The organism is Frondihabitans sp. PhB188 (assembly GCF_003752365.1).
In the GTDB taxonomy this organism is placed as follows: Bacteria; Actinomycetota; Actinomycetes; order Actinomycetales; family Microbacteriaceae; genus Frondihabitans.
The window spans coordinates 574,191-589,795 of record NZ_RJUO01000002.1 but is presented as its reverse complement, the minus strand read 5'-3'; the positions used below and the strand labels follow the sequence as shown (position 1 = coordinate 589,795).

17 protein-coding genes are annotated in these 15,605 nt (G+C 70.9%); 6 read left to right on the top strand and 11 right to left on the bottom strand.

The window, feature by feature from the left end; translation table 11 throughout:
* Positions 1 to 25 precede the first annotated feature (25 nt).
* On the top strand, positions 26 to 343 hold the full coding sequence (locus EDF46_RS07640) for a chorismate mutase (RefSeq protein WP_123505666.1): 318 nt from the start codon (positions 26 to 28) through the stop codon (positions 341 to 343).
* A 5-nt stretch (positions 344 to 348) separates the two neighbouring features.
* Complete coding sequence (locus tag EDF46_RS07635; protein WP_123505665.1) at positions 349 to 1,350, top strand: beta-propeller fold lactonase family protein; 1,002 nt, start codon at positions 349 to 351, stop codon at positions 1,348 to 1,350.
* A 381-nt stretch (positions 1,351 to 1,731) separates the two neighbouring features.
* Here EDF46_RS07635 and purL read toward each other — a convergent pair whose 3' ends face one another.
* The 4 genes from purL to EDF46_RS07615 form a co-directional block, all read right to left on the bottom strand.
* On the bottom strand, positions 1,732 to 4,059 hold the full coding sequence (gene purL, locus EDF46_RS07630) for a phosphoribosylformylglycinamidine synthase subunit PurL (RefSeq protein WP_123505664.1): 2,328 nt from the start codon (positions 4,057 to 4,059) through the stop codon (positions 1,732 to 1,734).
* On the bottom strand, positions 4,056 to 4,751 hold the full coding sequence (purQ, locus tag EDF46_RS07625) for a phosphoribosylformylglycinamidine synthase subunit PurQ (RefSeq protein ID WP_123505663.1): 696 nt from the start codon (positions 4,749 to 4,751) through the stop codon (positions 4,056 to 4,058). Before purQ ends, purL begins: the two co-directional genes overlap by 4 nt.
* Positions 4,751 to 5,011: a phosphoribosylformylglycinamidine synthase subunit PurS gene (gene purS / locus EDF46_RS07620; RefSeq protein ID WP_123505662.1), complete on the bottom strand. Its 261-nt coding sequence runs from the start codon at positions 5,009 to 5,011 to the stop codon at positions 4,751 to 4,753. Before purS ends, purQ begins: the two co-directional genes overlap by 1 nt.
* A 284-nt stretch (positions 5,012 to 5,295) precedes the next feature.
* Positions 5,296 to 6,189, bottom strand: coding sequence for a cytochrome c oxidase assembly protein (locus tag EDF46_RS07615; RefSeq protein WP_233579929.1), 894 nt, complete (start codon positions 6,187 to 6,189; stop codon positions 5,296 to 5,298).
* A gap of 87 nt (positions 6,190 to 6,276) precedes the next feature.
* Here EDF46_RS07615 and EDF46_RS07610 point away from each other — a divergent pair, with 87 nt between their 5' ends.
* Both EDF46_RS07610 and EDF46_RS07605 read left to right on the top strand, forming a co-directional pair.
* Complete coding sequence (locus EDF46_RS07610) at positions 6,277 to 6,762, top strand: Fur family transcriptional regulator (protein WP_123505661.1); 486 nt, start codon at positions 6,277 to 6,279, stop codon at positions 6,760 to 6,762.
* 17 nt (positions 6,763 to 6,779) lie between these two features.
* Positions 6,780 to 8,279, top strand: a complete 1,500-nt coding sequence (locus EDF46_RS07605; RefSeq protein WP_123505660.1) for a catalase — start codon at positions 6,780 to 6,782, stop codon at positions 8,277 to 8,279.
* 79 nt (positions 8,280 to 8,358) lie between these two features.
* Here EDF46_RS07605 and EDF46_RS07600 read toward each other — a convergent pair whose 3' ends face one another.
* The 4 genes from EDF46_RS07600 to purD form a co-directional block, all read right to left on the bottom strand.
* A complete protein-coding gene (locus EDF46_RS07600; RefSeq protein ID WP_123505659.1) occupies positions 8,359 to 8,970 on the bottom strand; it encodes a GNAT family N-acetyltransferase in 612 nt (203 codons plus the stop codon).
* 38 nt (positions 8,971 to 9,008) lie between these two features.
* Positions 9,009 to 9,503 carry a GNAT family N-acetyltransferase gene (locus EDF46_RS07595; protein ID WP_233579928.1) on the bottom strand — a complete coding sequence of 165 codons (495 nt, stop codon included), beginning with the start codon at positions 9,501 to 9,503 and terminating at the stop codon, positions 9,009 to 9,011.
* 87 nt (positions 9,504 to 9,590) lie between these two features.
* Positions 9,591 to 10,520 (bottom strand): phosphoribosylaminoimidazolesuccinocarboxamide synthase, encoded by a 930-nt coding sequence (locus EDF46_RS07590; protein ID WP_123505657.1) that lies wholly within the window; start codon positions 10,518 to 10,520, stop codon positions 9,591 to 9,593.
* Entirely contained in the window at positions 10,517 to 11,797 is a 1,281-nt protein-coding gene (gene purD / locus EDF46_RS07585; protein ID WP_123505927.1) for a phosphoribosylamine--glycine ligase, read from the bottom strand. The genes EDF46_RS07590 and purD overlap by 4 nt, the downstream gene beginning before the upstream one ends.
* 61 nt (positions 11,798 to 11,858) lie before the next feature.
* Between purD and EDF46_RS07580 the strand changes: the two genes are divergently transcribed.
* Both EDF46_RS07580 and EDF46_RS07575 read left to right on the top strand, forming a co-directional pair.
* Positions 11,859 to 12,224, top strand: coding sequence for a sterol carrier family protein (locus EDF46_RS07580; protein WP_123505926.1), 366 nt, complete (start codon positions 11,859 to 11,861; stop codon positions 12,222 to 12,224).
* Between the two features lie 68 nt (positions 12,225 to 12,292).
* Positions 12,293 to 12,649: a hypothetical protein gene (locus EDF46_RS07575; protein WP_123505656.1), complete on the top strand. Its 357-nt coding sequence runs from the start codon at positions 12,293 to 12,295 to the stop codon at positions 12,647 to 12,649.
* A gap of 35 nt (positions 12,650 to 12,684) precedes the next feature.
* Here EDF46_RS07575 and EDF46_RS07570 read toward each other — a convergent pair whose 3' ends face one another.
* The 3 genes from EDF46_RS07570 to EDF46_RS07560 all read right to left on the bottom strand — a co-directional run bounded on the left by EDF46_RS07570 (position 12,685) and on the right by EDF46_RS07560 (position 15,602).
* Positions 12,685 to 13,125, bottom strand: coding sequence for a hypothetical protein (locus EDF46_RS07570; protein WP_148061164.1), 441 nt, complete (start codon positions 13,123 to 13,125; stop codon positions 12,685 to 12,687).
* 108 nt (positions 13,126 to 13,233) lie between these two features.
* Entirely contained in the window at positions 13,234 to 14,805 is a 1,572-nt protein-coding gene (locus tag EDF46_RS07565) for a transporter (protein WP_123505654.1), read from the bottom strand.
* Positions 14,787 to 15,602, bottom strand: a complete 816-nt coding sequence (locus tag EDF46_RS07560; protein ID WP_123505653.1) for an ABC transporter ATP-binding protein — start codon at positions 15,600 to 15,602, stop codon at positions 14,787 to 14,789. Before EDF46_RS07560 ends, EDF46_RS07565 begins: the two co-directional genes overlap by 19 nt.
* Between the last annotated feature and the right edge of the window lie 3 nt (positions 15,603 to 15,605).

Genomic DNA, 15,605 nt, shown 5'->3' with positions numbered 1-15,605 from the left:
TTCTGCGAGCCGATAAAGTCGAGTCATGTCTGACACGACTCCCTCGGCCGCCGTCGCGCGCCTCCATTCGATCCGCGAGAGCATCGACAACATCGACGCCGCCCTCGTGCACCTGCTGGCCGAGAGGTTCAAGTTCACGCAGTCGGTGGGCGTGCTCAAGGCCGAGGCCGGCATGCCGGCGAGCGACCCGGATCGTGAGAAGGTGCAGATCCAGCGGCTCCGCGCCTTGGCCGTCGACTCGCACCTCGACCCCGACTTCACGGAGAAGTTCCTCGGGTTCATCGTCTCGGAGGTCATCCACCACCACGAGCGCATCGCGGCGGGCGACGAGGTCGGCTCGTGACGCGGATGTACGTCGGGGGCTACACGGCCTCCAGCGGCGGGACGGGCGAGGGCATCACCGTCTTCGAAGGGTCCGGCGACAGCGGATGGCGGGCGATGCAGGTCGTCCAGGCCGACGACCCGACCTTCCTCGCAGTCACCGAGGGCGCGCTCCACGCGGCGTCCGAGACCGTCGAAGGGCGCGTCGTCTCGTACACGATCAGCGCCGGCAGCCTCGTCGCGGCCTCGGTCGCGGCTTCCGGTGGCACGGCGCCGTGCCACCTCGTGCTCGACCCGGCCTCCGGCGCTCTCGTCGTCGCCAACTACACGGCCGGCACGTTCGGCGTGCTGGCGGCCGATGCGTCCGACCCGGCGCGTGTCACGCGCGTGCTGCCGCTTCCCATCGGCCGCGGGCCGGTGCTCGACCGCCAGGACGGCCCGCACGCGCACAACGTGATGCCCACCCCTGAGGGCACGGTGCTGGTCAGCGACCTCGGCTCCGACCGCATCTACGAGGTGCGCGTCGACCCCGTCACCCTCGAGCCGTCGTTCATCGGGTCGTCGGCCCTGCCGTCCGGCTCGGGCCCGCGGCACTTCGCGTGGCTCGGAGACAAGCTGCTCATCACCGGCGAGCTCGACGGCCGCCTCCACGTGCTGTCGCGCACCGAGTCGGGGTCGTTCGGCGTCGACTACTCCGTCGCCGCCTACGACGCGCGACTCTCCTTCGCCAGCGACGAGGTGCTGCTGTCGCACGTCGCCGTCTCGGACGGGTACGTGTACGCGGCGGTCCGCGGGCGCGACACGATCACCGTCTTCGCACCCGGTGCCGACGGCCGCCTGGCCGTCACCGCCGAGGTCCCCGCGGGAGGCCACTGGCCGCGCCACTTCGCCATCGAGGGGGGTCGCCTCTACGTCGCGAACCAGCTGTCGCACACCGTCGCCGTGCTGCCGATCGGCGCCGACGGCGTTCCGGGTGCGCCCGAGCTCCAGATCGAGCTCGGCAGCCCGTCCTGCGTCGTGTTCGCGTAGCGCCGGCGCCGGCGCCGGAGTCGACGCTCGCGACTGGTCCGGTGTGGGCGCGCGCTGCGGGGGTGCTCGGCGAGGTGGCCGTCACTGTCGGGTCGGCGGGCCGTGGGCGACGCCGAGGGCCATCTCGCGGTCGTGCTTGACGGTGCCGCCCGCGGGGTGCCCTGTCCTGGGCGAGCGCGGTGTCGAGTGGGCCCGATCTGGGGAAGAGGGCCGCGTGTTGGCGAGATGGCCGCCGCCGTCGGGTGGGCGGGGCGTAGGCGACGTGGAGGGCCATCTCGCGGTCGGGGCTTGACGGTGCCACCTGCGGGGTGCCCCGTTCTGGGCGAGCGCGGCAGGGCGACCGCGGCAGGGCGGGGCCGGCGGGGCCGCGCCCGCCGCCAGCTATTCCGCGATCGTGGCGCCGAAGCGCGCCGGCAGCGTGCCGCGGTGCGCCGCGCGGAGCTCCTCGAGCCCCACCGTGAAGACGCCCTGCACCTCGAGCGACGCCGACTCCTTGTCGGTGACGCCGATGCGCGCCACCGGGTAGCCCCGGCCCTCGCACAGCCCGCGGAACTTGACGTCGTCCTCGCGCGGCACCGACACGATCACGCGCCCGGTCGACTCGCTGAAGAGGGCGGTCGCCACGTCGACGCCGTCGCGCTCGACGATCTCGTCGAGCCACACGCGGGCGCCGACGCCGAAGCGCAGCACCGCCTCGGCGAGGGCCTGGCCGAGGCCGCCGTCGCTGAGGTCGTGGGCCGAGCCGATGAGCGACTCGGAGGCACCGGCGCGCAGCAGCGCGGCCAGCTGCTTCTCGCCGGCGAGCGAGACGCGCGGCGGGCGGCCGCCGAGGTGCTCGTGGATGGTGCCGGCCCAGGCCGAGCCGTCGAGCTCGAGCGACGTCGTGCCGAGCAGGTACAGGTTGTCGCCCTCGTCCTGCCAGCCGGAGGGGATGCGCTGGGCGACGTCGTCGATCACGCCGAGCACGCCGACAACCGGCGTCGGGTGGATCGGCTGCGTGCCGGTCTGGTTGTAGAACGACACGTTGCCGCCCGTCACAGGGATCTCCATCTCGAGGCACGCGTCCGACAGCGCTTCGACGGTCTGCGAGAACTGCCACATGACCTCGGGGTTCTCGGGGGAGCCGAAGTTGAGGCAGTCGGTCACAGCGACCGGCGTCGCACCGGTGACGGCGACGTTGCGGTACGCCTCGGCAAGGGCGAGGCGTGCGCCCTGCGCCGGGTCGAGCTGGCAGTAGCGGCCGTTCGCGTCGGTGGCGATGGCGAACCCGAGCCCCGACTCCTCGTCGACGCGGATCATGCCGCCGTCGTCCGGGAAGCTCAGCGCGGTGTTGCCGAGCACGTAGGTGTCGTACTGGTTCGTGATCCAGCTCTTGTCGGCGAGGTTCGGCGAGGAGAGCAGGCGCAGGAACTGCCCCCGCACGTCGTCGCCCTCCTCCGGGCGGGGCAGGCCCGCCGCCGAGTCGCCCTGCAGCTCGTCGATCCACGACGGGTAGGCGACGGGGCGCTCGTAGACGGGGCCGTCGACGGCGACCGTGCGGGGTTCGACGTTGACGATCTCTTCGCCGTGCCAGTTGATGACGAGGCGGCCGGTGTCGGTGACCTCGCCGAGGACGCTGGTCTCGACGTCCCACTTCCTGACGACGGCGAGGAAGGCGTCGAGCTTGTCGGGACGCACGACGGCCATCATGCGCTCCTGGCTCTCGCTCATCAGGATCTCCTCGGCGGTGAGCGTGGGGTCGCGCAGCAGCACCTTGTCGAGCTCGATGAACATGCCGCCGTCGCCGTTCGAGGCGAGCTCGGACGTGGCGCAGGAGATGCCGGCGGCCCCGAGATCCTGGATGCCCTCGACGAGCTCGTCGCGGAACAGCTCGAGGCAGCACTCGATGAGCACCTTCTCGGCGAACGGGTCGCCGACCTGGACGGCGGGACGCTTGGTCGGGCCGCCCGAGGAGAACGTGTCGGAAGCGAGGATCGACGCGCCGCCGATCCCGTCGCCGCCGGTGCGCGCGCCGAACAGCACGACCTTGTTGCCGGCGCCCTTGGCGTTGGCGAGGTGGAGGTCTTCGTGGCGGAGGACGCCGACGCTGGTCACGTTGACGAGCGGGTTGCCCTGGTACACCGGGTCGAAGATCGTCTCGCCGCCGATGTTCGGCAGGCCGAGGCAGTTGGCGTAGAAGCTGATTCCCGAGACGACGCCGTGGACGACGCGCTCGGTGTCAGGGGCGTCGAAGGCGCCGAATCGGAGCTGGTCCAGGACGGCGACGGGGCGGGCGCCCATGGAGATGATGTCGCGGACGATGCCGCCGACGCCGGTCGCGGCGCCCTGGAACGGCTCGATGTAGCTGGGGTGGTTGTGGCTCTCGCCCTTGAACGTGACGGCCCAGCCGCCGCCCACGTCGACGACGCCGGCGTTCTCGCCCATGCCGACCATCAGGTTCTTCTTCATCTCGTCGTTGACCTTCTGGCCGAACTGACGGAGGTACATCTTGCTGGACTTGTACGAGCAGTGCTCGCTCCACATGACCGAGTACATGGCGAGCTCGCCGCTGGTGGGGCGGCGGCCGAGGATCTCGCGGATCTGCAGGTACTCGTCTTCTTTCAGGCCGAGCGCGCCGTACGGCTGCTCGCGGTCGGGGGTCGCCGCTGCGTTCGCGACGGTGTCGGGGATGTGGCTGCCGGGGGCCTTGGTGAGTTCGGTGTCGGTCATTTGACGAGCGCCTTCTGGATGACGGAGGTGAAGAAGGTGAGGCCGTCGACGCCGGACGACATCGCGGCCGGGGTGTCGGGGCCGAAGCCGGGCTCGGTGGCGTGCTCGGGGTGCGGCATGAGCCCGACGACGTTGCCGCGCTCGTTGGAGACGCCGGCGATGTCGTCGAACGAGCCGTTCGGGTTGACTCCCACGTAGCGGAAGGCGACCTGGCCCTCGCCCTCGATGCGCTTGATGGTCTCGTCGTCGGCGATGAAGCGGCCGTCGGCGTTCTTCAGCGGGATCGTGATCTCCTGGCCCTGCGTGAAGCCGGTGGTCCAATCGGTGGCGGCGTTCTCGACGCGGAGCCGCTGGTCGCGGCGGATGAACTGCTGGTGCGCGTTGCGCGTGTGGGCGCCGGGGATGAGGCGCGCCTCGGCGAGCATCTGGAATCCGTTGCAGATGCCGAGCACGGGCATGCCCTTGTTCGCGGCGTCGACGACCTCGGTCATGATCGGCGACAGGCTGGCGATCGCTCCGGCGCGGAGGTAGTCGCCGTAGCTGAAGCCGCCGGGAAGGATGATGGCCTCGACGCCGTCGAGGTCGTGCGAGCCGTGCCAGAGGGCGACGGGCTCGCCGCCGGCGAGGCGGACGGCGCGCTGCGCGTCGCGGTCGTCGAGCGACCCCGGGAAGGTGACTACGCCGATCCGCATCAGGCGCTGACGGTGTTGTCGAGGACGGTGATGCTCACCACGTCTTCGATGACCGAGTTCGAGAAGACGTCGTCGGCGAGCTCCTTGACCTCGGCGAGGACGGCGTCGTCGACGTGGTCGACGGTGAGCTCGAATCGCTTGCCGATGCGCACCTCGTGGTAACCCTGACGGCCCATGCGCGAGAGGGCGCCGGTGACGGCCTTGCCCTGGGGGTCGAGCAGTTCGGCCTTGGGCATGACTTCGACGACGATCGTGGGCACCAGATGTCTCCTGAAGGAAGGGGGGCAGGACCGTTCGAGTCTACAAGTTCTGCGTTTGGCGGCAGAAGCCAAGGCTCCTGTCAGCGCGCTCTTATGACCGACCGGCAGAGTAGTTGTTGTCGGAAGCGACGAGGTCTTGTGATCGGGCCTTCGAAGTCCTCCGGCACTTGCTGTGAAGCTATCTGATCCGCTTCCAGCCTGAAGGCGCCTAGTCATTTCCCCCGATGGCTAGGCGCCTCCTCCTTTTTCGACCACGGCTCGCCCTTCGCCCGACGAGATCGGGTTCAGCGCTCGCCGCGCAGGTGCGCCGCCGTGAGAGCCGCCATCTCGTCGTCGCTCAGCTCGTCGATGACGGCCGCCTCGCGCCGGTCGGTGCGGGTCCACCGCACGAACAGGAAGATCAGCACCGGGATGTCGGCCACCTCGGCGATGAACCAGAGCAGGTCGCCCGAGAGCTGCTGATCGCGGAGCTGCGAGGGGAACCAGCCCGGGGCGAGCGCGGCGACCGCGTGGCCGTGGTCGAGCACGTGCCCGGTGATGCGCAGCACGATGGCCGGGATGGCGTCCAGGATGAGCTCGACGAACGCCAGCATGAACTCGACCGTGATGTAGAAGCTCGTGTGCGCCCGGCTGCCGTCGAACACCGGCAGGATCATGAGCAGGCCGACGAGCGGCACCAGCACCGTGATGAGGGCCTCGCTGATCGCGTTCTCGCGCAGGGCGAAGGCGATCGGCGTCAGGAACAGGGAGAACGCCGCCAGGGCGAACAGCGGCGAGAAGATCGCGCTGCCGAGCACGCGCATGAGGCGCGACGACAGGAAGTTCTCGAGCCGGGCGCGGCCGGTCTCGTCGAGGGCCAGCCGGGCCAGGTGCACCGGGCGGCCGACGGCGACGAGGGCAGGCACGACGAAGAGCAGCAGGGCGATCCGCGTCGTGAAGGCGAAGCGGAGGTCGTGGCTGTAGGCGCCGAGGAATCCGAACGAGATCAGGGCGTACGACCCGAGGCCGAGCGCGGCGAAGGCGAGGGTGCGCCAGCTCGACCAGGCGTCGCCGTTCCTGCGCGCGTGGACGACGCCGATCGCGTAGAGGGCGGCTGCCGCCACGATCACGACGAGGGCGACGGGGTCGAGGCGGAAGGTGAGCAGGATCGTGGCGACGGGAGGCGTGGCGATTTCCAATCAGGAGAAGACGGATCAAGTATGCGCTCGTCACGAGGGGTCCTCAGTTGTTTTGAATCATTCATAAAGACGTGCTTGACTGGGGTGATGGAGTCGAACGAGGCGGGCAGCATGCTGCGTGATGCGGGCCTTCGCGTCACCGCACCGCGCCTGGCGGCCCTCGAGGCGCTCGGCGACCACTCGCACGCCACCGTCGACGAGGTCTACGAGCGCGTCGCGACCGGCCTGCCCGGCACATCGCTCCAGGCCATGTACGTCGTGCTTGCCGCTCTGACCGGCGCGGGCCTCGTGCGGCGCATCGAGCCCGCCGGCTCGGCCGCGCGCTACGAGCTCCGCATCGGCGACAACCACCATCACGTCGTCTGCTCGCTCTGCGGCGCCGTAGAAGACGTCGACTGCGTCGTCGGCGAGGCTCCGTGCCTCATGCCGTCGCACACGTCCGGCTACCTGGTGCAGACCGCCGAGGTCACGTTCTGGGGCCTCTGCCCCGCCTGCCGTGCCCTCGAGACCGGCGACGACGCCGTCGCGTCCGTACCGGCTGCCGCGCCCCACGATCAACCCGTCCGTTCCTGATCAGCTAGGAGACAGAAATGACAGACGACAACTACACGACGAACGCCGCCGGCGCCCCCGTCGCGAGCGACGAGCACTCGCAGAGCGTCGGGGCCGACGGCCCCATCGCGCTCCACGACGCGTACCTCGTCGAGAAGCTCGCCCAGTTCAACCGCGAGAAGGTGCCGGAGCGCATCGTCCACGCCAAGGGCGGCGGGGCGTTCGGCACGCTGACCGTGACCGGCGACGTCTCGAAGTACACCCGCGCCTCGCTCTTCCAGCCCGGCGCGACCACGGAGATGCTCGCCCGCTTCTCGACCGTCGCCGGCGAGCAGGGCTCGCCCGACACCTGGCGCGACCCCCGCGGCTTCGCGCTGAAGTTCTACACGGACGAGGGCAACTACGACCTCGTCGGGAACAACACCCCGGTGTTCTTCATCCGAGACGGCATCAAGTTCCCCGACTTCATCCACTCGCAGAAGCGCCTGCCGGGCTCGCACCTCCGCGACCACGACATGCAGTGGGACTTCTGGACCCTCTCGCCCGAGTCCGCCCACCAGGTCACCTGGCTGATGGGCGACCGCGGCCTGCCGGCCTCGTGGCGCATGATGGACGGCTTCGGCTCGCACACCTACCAGTGGATCTCGGCCACGGGCGAGAAGTTCTGGGTCAAGTACCACTTCAAGACCGAGCAGGGCAACGAGATCCTGACGCAGGCCGATGCCGACCGCATCGCCGGCGAGGACGCGGACTTCCACATCCGCGATCTGTCGGAGGCCATCTCGCGCTCCGACTTCCCGACCTGGAAGCTCAGCGTGCAGATCATGCCGTACGCCGACGCCGCGACCTACCGCTTCAACCCGTTCGACCTGACCAAGGTGTGGCCGCACAGCGACTACCCCCTGGTCGAGGTCGGGACCATGGAGCTGAACCGCAACCCCGAGAACTACTTCGCGCAGATCGAGCAGGCGACGTTCGCCCCCTCGAACTTCGTGCCCGGCATCGCGGCCAGCCCCGACAAGATGCTGCTCGCCCGCATCTTCAGCTACGCCGACGCGCACCGCTACCGCGTGGGCACCAACCACGCCCAGCTGCCGGTGAACATGCCGAAGAACGAGGTGCACGACTACTCGAAGGACGGCGGCGCTCGCTACCACTTCTCGTCGGCCACGACGCCGGTCTACGCGCCGAACTCGGTCGGCGGCCCGCACGCCTCGCCCGAGGCGCACGGCGACGACTCCGGCTGGGAGTCCGACGGCGTCCTCGTGCGCTCGGCCGCGACGCTCCATGCCGAAGACGACGACTTCGGCCAGGCCGGGACCCTGTACCGCGACGTGCTCGACGACGCCGCTCGCAAGCGCATGGTCGGCAACATCGTGGGCCACGTCTCGAAGGTCACGCGCCCCGACCTGCTCGAGCGCGTGTTCGCGTACTGGACGAGCGTCGACGCGGAGCTGGGTGCGCGCGTGCGCGCGGGCGTCGTGCCGTCGGCGCCGGGCTCCAACGAGGACCCCGCGACGGTGGGCGTGCTGCAGTAGTCTCAGCCGCGCCGAAGCGGCTCAGCCCCGCCGGGTCTCCGGCGGGGCTGAGCCGTTCTCGCGGGGCCTGCCGCCGGGCTCAGACCATCTGGCCGTTCCAGTGGATGTCGCCCCCCGGCCAGTCCGAACGGGCCGCCCGGCACGGCCGCAGCAGCCATCCGGAGTCCTGGCTGACGAGGGTCGATGCGCCGTCGGCCGAGAACGCGTTGTAGTGGCCGGTGACGCCGTCGAGCGGCTCCCAGCCGTGGGTGCTGTAGAAGCGCTGCGTCTGCTCCCCGGTCTCGAGCAGGCCGAACGGCGCGGAGAGGCGCTCGAGCCCGGCGTCGACGAGGCGGAGCAGCTCACGGCCGAGGCCCGTGCCCTGCAGGATCGGCGAGACCGCGACCATGCCGACCGCGGCGACGAGCTGGTCGGCACCGTCGTCTGCCGCCGAGCCGACGGTGACGAACTGGCGGCGGAGCCCGGCGTGGGCGACGACCACGTCGCCCGAACGGGCGAGGACGCGGAGCTCGGGCTGCATCCCGGCCCAGCTGCGGGCGCCCTGGTACCAGTGGTCGTACGAGTCGAAGGCCTTCGCGAGCATGGCGGCGACGGCCTCGTGGTCGGCCAGCGTCAGATCGCCCTCGCGGACGATCTCGAACAGCGGCTCGGTCGGGCCGTCGTCGGCGTCGGACTGGGCCTGGTAGGTCATCCGTTCACCGTACGCGCGCCGGTCTGGACCGGGCGGGGCTACTCGTGGGTGAGCGTGCGACCGTAGCAGATCGAGTCGGAGTGGCCGACGTAGTGCCCGAAGTTCGGGATCTTCACGTAGCCCTCGCGCTCGTAGAAGCGGATCGCGTCGGGCTGGGCGACACCGGTCTCCAAGACCAGGCGGGTCCAGCCGCGCTTCAGGGCACGCGCCTCGAGAGCGCGGAGCACCTGGACGGCGGCACCGCCGCCTCGGCTCGACTGGCGGACGAACATGCGCTTGATCTCGGCGTCGCCGGCTTCTGCGGCCTCGCCGTCGAGCCTGCGCAGACCACCGCACGCGACGGGCTTGCCGTCGATGGTGGCGACGACGAACTCGGCCATGTCGGCGGCCGTCGGCTTGACGCCCGGCTCGGAGTCGTCGGTCCCGTAGCGGATCGCGATCTCAGCTCGCTGCTCGCAGCGGAGGTGGGCGCCTTCAGGGTCGGTCCACGGACGGTCCTGAATCTGGATGTCGGTGGTCAGTGTGTTCGTCACCGGAACATTCTGCATCTTCTCGGACGGGATCGTTAATCACATCCATCCAGATTCATGCAATTCAGTCAGCCGGAGGCGAAACGGACTCTAATTCGCGTCAGACCGACGGGTCAGGCGCTCGAGCAGCTCCCGGTAGCGGCCGGCCGTCTGCTCGATGACCCCGGCGGGCAGGGCGGGTGGAGTGCCCTCTCTGTCCCAGTTCGCCGACAGCCAGTTGCGCACGATCTGCTTGTCGAAGCTGTCGGTGCGGTTGCCCTGGTCGTACACCGACTTGTCCCAGTAGCGGCTGGAGTCGCTGGTCAGCACCTCGTCGGCGAGGGTGATCTCGCCTGTCTCCCGGTCGGCGCCGAACTCGAACTTCGTGTCGGCCAGGATCACGCCGTGCTCCGCTGCGATCGCGGCGGCCCTCCGGTAGATCTGCAACGACAGGTCGCGCAGCGCGGTCGCCGCGTCGGCCCCGACCAGCTCGACGGTGCGCTCGAACGTGATGTTCTCGTCGTGGTCGCCGAACTCCGCCTTGAAAGCCGGCGTGTAGATCGGCTCGGGCAGGCGGTCGCCCGACGAGAGCCCTGCGGGCAGCGGGATGCCGCAGACGGTGCCCGACTCCTGGTACTCGACCCAGCCGCTGCCGACGAGGTAGCCGCGCACGACGCACTCGATCGGGAACATGTCGAGCGGCTTGACCAGCATCGACCTCGACGCGACGGTCGCAGGAACTCGAGACGGAGACAGAGCGGGATCGATCAGGTGGTTCGGCACCTCGGCCAGCTGCGCGAACCACCAGGCGCTCAGCTCGGTGAGCAGGCTCCCCTTGCCGGTGATGCCGGGCTCGAGCACGAAGTCGAAGGCACTGATCCGGTCGCTCGCCACGACCAGCACGGCCGGGGCGTCGGCCAGGCCCGTGAATCCGTCGGGCACGTAGAGGTCGCGGACCTTGCCGGAGTAGAGGTGAGTCCAGCCGTCGAGGGGCTCGCCCGTGGGGCGCTCGGGGCCTGCGCCGGTCTGGTCGGTGCTCACTCGGCCACCTTCGCGGCGATGTCGCGTCGGAACTGGCCGCCCTCGAGCGAGATCCGGCCGAGCGCCTCGTACGCGCGGCTGCGGGCCTCGGTGAAGCCGGCGCCGGTGGCCACGACGCTGAGCACCCGGCCGCCCGTCGCGACGAGACGGTCGTCGAGGCGGGCGGTGGCGGCGTGGGCGATCGTGACGCCGGGAACCGCCAGGGCGGCGTCGAGCCCGACCAGCTCGCGCCCCGTGATCGGAGCGTCGGGGTAGCCCTCGGAGGCGAGGACGACGGTGACGGCCACCTCGGACGAGAAGACGGGAGCCGCGTGCGACGACAGCGAGCCGTTCGCGCTCGCGAGCAGCAGGGTGCTCAACGGAGACTCGAGCCGCGGCAGCACCACCTGGGTCTCGGGGTCGCCGAAGCGCGCATTGAACTCGATGACGCGGACGCCCTGCTCGGTGAGGATCAGGCCCGCGTAGAGGAGCCCGATGAACGGGGTGCCCTCCGTGGCGAGCTGGCGCACCGTCGGGAGGGCGATCGTCTCGATGACCTCCTCGACGAAGTCGGCCTCGCTGCCGAAGCGGTCGGCGAGCCACGGCAGCGGCGAGTAGGCGCCCATGCCGCCGGTGTTGGGGCCGGCGTCACCGTCGAGGAGGCGCTTGAAGTCCTGGGCGGGGCTGAGGGGGAGGACCGTGTGGCCGTCGGACAGGAGGAAGAGCGAGACCTCCTGGCCCTCGAGGAACTCCTCGATCAGCACCGAGCCGTGCTGCAGCCAGTAGGTCGCGTGCTCGATGGCGGCCGCGCGATCGTCGGTGACGAGCACGCCCTTGCCGGCGGCGAGGCCGTCGGCCTTCACGACGTAGGGGGCGCCGAATTCGTCGAGCGCCGTCGTCGCCTCGGCCAGGGTGCCGGTGCGGACGGCTCGGCCGGTGGGAACACGCGCTTCGTCCATGATCCGCTTGGCGAACGTCTTCGAGCCCTCGAGCGCGGCGGCCTTCCTGCCCGGGCCGAACACCGGGATGCTGTGCGCGCGCAGCACATCCGCGACACCGGCGACGAGCGGCGCCTCCGGACCGACGACGACGAGGTCGACGTCGTTCTCGAGCGCGTACTCCGTCACGACGCTGCCGTTCGTGGCGTCCAGGCCGACGACCTCGACCTCGGCGGCCATGCCGGCGTTGCCGGGCGCGGCGATGATGTGGTGGGCAGGGCCGTCGCCGGCGCGCTCGCGGAGGAGAGCCGTGACGATGGCGTGCTCGCGGGCACCGGAACCGAGGACGAGGATTCGCACGAAGGACACCTTATCGAGAGACGCGGTCAGGCTCCCCATGGGGCGCAGTAGCGTGGGAGCCGTGGCAAAGGCACGAATCGACCCGGCTGACGGCGCCGCCGCCGTCCGCGAGGCCCTCGGCGCGGGCGCCGACGCGCCTCGCACCGCGAAGGCGACGGCCGTCCGCTACCTCCTGCAGCTGCTCGGCGACCGCGAGCCCGGCGCGACCGTCGAGGTGCGCGTGCCTCCGTTCGGCGCCGTGCAGTTCCGCGAGGGGCTGAGTCACACCCGTGGAACCCCGCCGAACGTCGTCGAGACTGACGCGCTCACCTTCCTGGCCCTGGCCGACGGGCGGCTGACCTGGGCGGAGGCGGTCGACCGGGCGCTCGTGTCGGCGTCGGGGAGCCGCGCCGACCTGACGGGGTACCTGCCGATCCGGTGGGGGTGACGGCCAGTTCCTGCGCCCGGTCTCTCGACGCGGTGAGGACGGGCCCGGGCACCTGAGAGAATGGACGGGTGAGTACGGCACCCCAGAGTCCCCAGCAGCCCGAGCCGCAGGTCGAGACGACCCGCGACGAGGTGCGGGTGCGGCGGTCGCCGAAGTACTCCGTCTTCATCTTCGCCGGCATCATCGTCGGCGTCATCGCCACGTTCATCGCCGTCGCGGTCGCTCCCGGCGACGACCAGACGCCGTTCGCGCAGGCGTTCGGCTACTTCGCGCTCTACGGCATCGCGATCGGCGCCCTGCTCGGCGCGATCGTCGCCGTGATCTTCGACGCCGTGCTCGCGCGCCGCACCCGCAGCGCCGAGGGCGAGCGCGAGTCGCTGACGCTGCCCGAGACGGACGAGCCGGTCGAGGGCGAGCTGGAGTAGGGCCGTCGCGGCCTGGGCTCTCGGGATCGGAGGGTCTAGCCGTCCTGGCCGGTGAGGGTGCGGTCGCCGAGCGGGGCGTCGAGCCCGACGACCACCGTGGCGCGGAGGCCCTGCTGCGTCACCCACTCCGGAGCCCCGGGGATGATCCCCTGGTGAAGCTCGATCCGGACCTCCGTCGCCGACTCGAACACGCGGGCGTTGACGCCGTAGGCCTGGGGTACTCCGGTCCAGAACGCGACGCGGATCGTCGTCGGCGAGAAAGCCTCGGGGGTGAACCACCTCACCGGGGTCAGCTGCGTCATGTCGTCGCGCGACTCGAGCCGGAGCCCGATGGGAAACGGCGTGGCACGGGGCAGCTGGGTCGGTGCCGAGCCGTCGGGCGCGGAGGTGTCGGACGTCGGCGTCATCGACCGCGACGCGAGCAGGCCTGCCACGGCGATGGCCGCGATGCCGCCGATCTTCACTCTCCTGCGCATTCCGCATGGTAGCGCGGGTGTCGTGACGCCGCCCCCTCCGGATCGGCTCGAGCCCGCCGTCGCGCCGGCGGGATCGTGCCGATTCGGCGGGGCCGTCACCCTCGGCGGCTACCGCGGCACCCGCAGCCGCGCGAGCAGCTCCGGCCCCGAGCGCTCGATCTCGCGCCCGCCGAGGCGGATGCCGGCGGAGAGCACGACGGCACCGAGGCCGAGGCCGACGACGAGGGTGATCCAGCCGAGGAGGGCGCTACCGACGACGCCCGCGACGACGGCGAGCACGATCTCGGGGAGTGACAGGGCGGCGAGGATGCCCCAGGTGGCGAACGTCGTGACCGATGTCGTGAAGCCGGCGCCGGTCTTCGCGGCGAACGGGCTGTCGCCGGGGGCGGGCACCGGCAGGATGATCCTGCTGCTCGAGAGGCTCGAGAGGCCGAGACCGCTCAACAGGATTCCGAGCGAGAGTCCGAGCAGGGCGGGGAGAGCGGCCCAGGAACTCGCGACCGCCGCCGACCCCACCGTGATCCCGGCCACGACGGGCACGGCGAACACGGCCACGGCGGCGACCCGGCCGGTGCGGTCGGCCCGGCCGGTCACCCGCGCCGACAGGTGGGCGGCGAACGCCGTCGAGTCGTACGACAGGTCGCTGAAGATCGAGAGCGACACGAGGAACGCCACGACCGGCCCGGCCGCCGTCACGAGGCTCGGCAGGTCGAGGGTGCGGCTGTTCACGTAGAGCAGGATCGGGAAGATCGGGATCAGGATGAGCTGACGGCTGTAGCGCGGATCGCGGGTCCAGTAGGTGAGCGATCGAGCGGCGACGGCTCCGGTCGGAGACGCGGGGAACCAGCCGAACAGGCCGATGTGGCCGGCTTCGGCCGTCTTCGTCTCGGGCTGGACCGTCGTCACGAGGGCCGTCGCGAGCGTGCGCCGCCAGATCAGGACGATCACGGCCAGCGTCGCGACTGCGATCAGGAACTTGAGGCCGGCCTCGCCGTAGTGGCCGAGCGCGAGGTCGGACGGCACCGACCAGGCGGCGCCGAGCGGCGACCAGCTCAGGCCATCAGCCAGCTTCGGCAGGGCGTCGGCCGCACCGCGGATGCCCGCCGTCAGGACGGTGATGAGCGGGCCGAGCAGCAGGAGCGGCACCAGCACCAGGATTCCCGAGATCTCGCGGTACCGCCGGTGCGACGAGAGTCCGGCGTTGAGCGACTCGATCATGCGCGACGCGCAGACGCAGGTGAGCACGGCGATGGCCGCGGTGACGACTGCGGCGAGGGCGATGCCGGGGCTGCGCCACCAGGTCGCCGCCGTGAAGACGCCGGCCAGGAGGGTGACGGCGCCGGGGATCCCGAGCACGCCGCAGACCGCGAGGGCGAGCACCAGGCGCGACGGCGCGATCGGGAACACCCGGAGCCGCGCGACGCTCAGCGTCTGGTCGATGCCCGACGTGAGCAGGGGGACGACCGCCCACCCGAGCACGGTCGCCGCCCCGGCGAGGACGACGATCGTCCGGGCGAGCTCCACCGGAGCAGAACCCAGCAGAGTCAGCCCGATGAACGCCAGCACGAGGATGCCGATGCCGTAGACGGCGCCGATGATGACGGCCACCAGCTGCCACGGGCTGCGCGAGAGGGTGTTCCGCATCACGAGCAGCCGCAGCCTCAGGAGGTGCGCAACCACTCGGGCCCTCTCGTGTGGTGGCGGCCGCCGACGAGGTCGACGAAGACGTCTTCGAGGTCGCGGCCCGAGCGCACCTCGTCGATCGTTCCGGAGGCGAGCACGCGGCCGTCGGCGATGACGGCGACGTGGTCGCACATGCGCTGGACCATGTCCATCGCGTGGCTCGACACGATCACGGTGCCGCCCGATTCGACGTAGCCGTGCAGGATGTCGCGGATGTTCGCTGCCGACACCGGGTCGACCGACTCGAACGGCTCGTCGAGCACGAGCAGGCGGGGCGCGTGGATGAGGGCGGTGGCGAGAGCGATCTTCTTGGTCATGCCGGCGGAGTAGTCGACGACGAGCTTGCCGGCGGCCTCCCGCATGTCGAGCAGCTCGAGGAGGTCGTGCGTGCGGGCGGTGACGGTGTCGCGGTCCATGCCGTTGAGGAGGCCGTGGTACGTGATGAGCTGCTCGCCGCTGAGCCGGTCGAAGAGGGCGATGCCGTCGCTCAGGACGCCGACGAGGCGCTTGGCCGCCGTCGGATCCGCCCAGACGTCGACGCCCAGGATGCGGAGCTCACCGGCGTCGGGGCGGAGGAGCCCGGTCGCCATCGAGAGGGTGGTCGTCTTTCCGGCGCCGTTCGGGCCGACCAGCCCGTAGAACGAGCCGGAGGGCACCTCGAGGTCGAGGCCCTGCACGGCGATCTTGTCGCCGAACCGCTTCCAGAGTCCGCGGATGCTGAGCGCGGGAGTGCCGTCGCCGCGGCGGGGCTCGACCAGGCGGGTCGCCGGATCGGGTGGGGGCGCGTCGGACATGCC

Bases quoted from the DNA above. Each gene is read 5' to 3' on its own strand.
- purQ (WP_123505663.1), bottom strand. From the start codon at position 4,751: ATGCGGATCGGCGTAGTCACCTTCCCGGGGTCGCTCGACGACCGCGAC.
- EDF46_RS07570 (WP_148061164.1), bottom strand. From the start codon at position 13,125: ATGCGCAGGAGAGTGAAGATCGGCGGCATCGCGGCCATCGCCGTGGCA.
- EDF46_RS07610 (WP_123505661.1), top strand. From the start codon at position 6,277: ATGGAGTCGAACGAGGCGGGCAGCATGCTGCGTGATGCGGGCCTTCGC.
- EDF46_RS07605 (WP_123505660.1), top strand. From the start codon at position 6,780: ATGACAGACGACAACTACACGACGAACGCCGCCGGCGCCCCCGTCGCG.
- EDF46_RS07635 (WP_123505665.1), top strand. From the start codon at position 349: ATGTACGTCGGGGGCTACACGGCCTCCAGCGGCGGGACGGGCGAGGGC.
- purL (WP_123505664.1), bottom strand. From the start codon at position 4,059: ATGACCGACACCGAACTCACCAAGGCCCCCGGCAGCCACATCCCCGAC.
- EDF46_RS07600 (WP_123505659.1), bottom strand. From the start codon at position 8,970: ATGACCTACCAGGCCCAGTCCGACGCCGACGACGGCCCGACCGAGCCG.
- EDF46_RS07640 (WP_123505666.1), top strand. From the start codon at position 26: ATGTCTGACACGACTCCCTCGGCCGCCGTCGCGCGCCTCCATTCGATC.
- EDF46_RS07560 (WP_123505653.1), bottom strand. From the start codon at position 15,602: ATGTCCGACGCGCCCCCACCCGATCCGGCGACCCGCCTGGTCGAGCCC.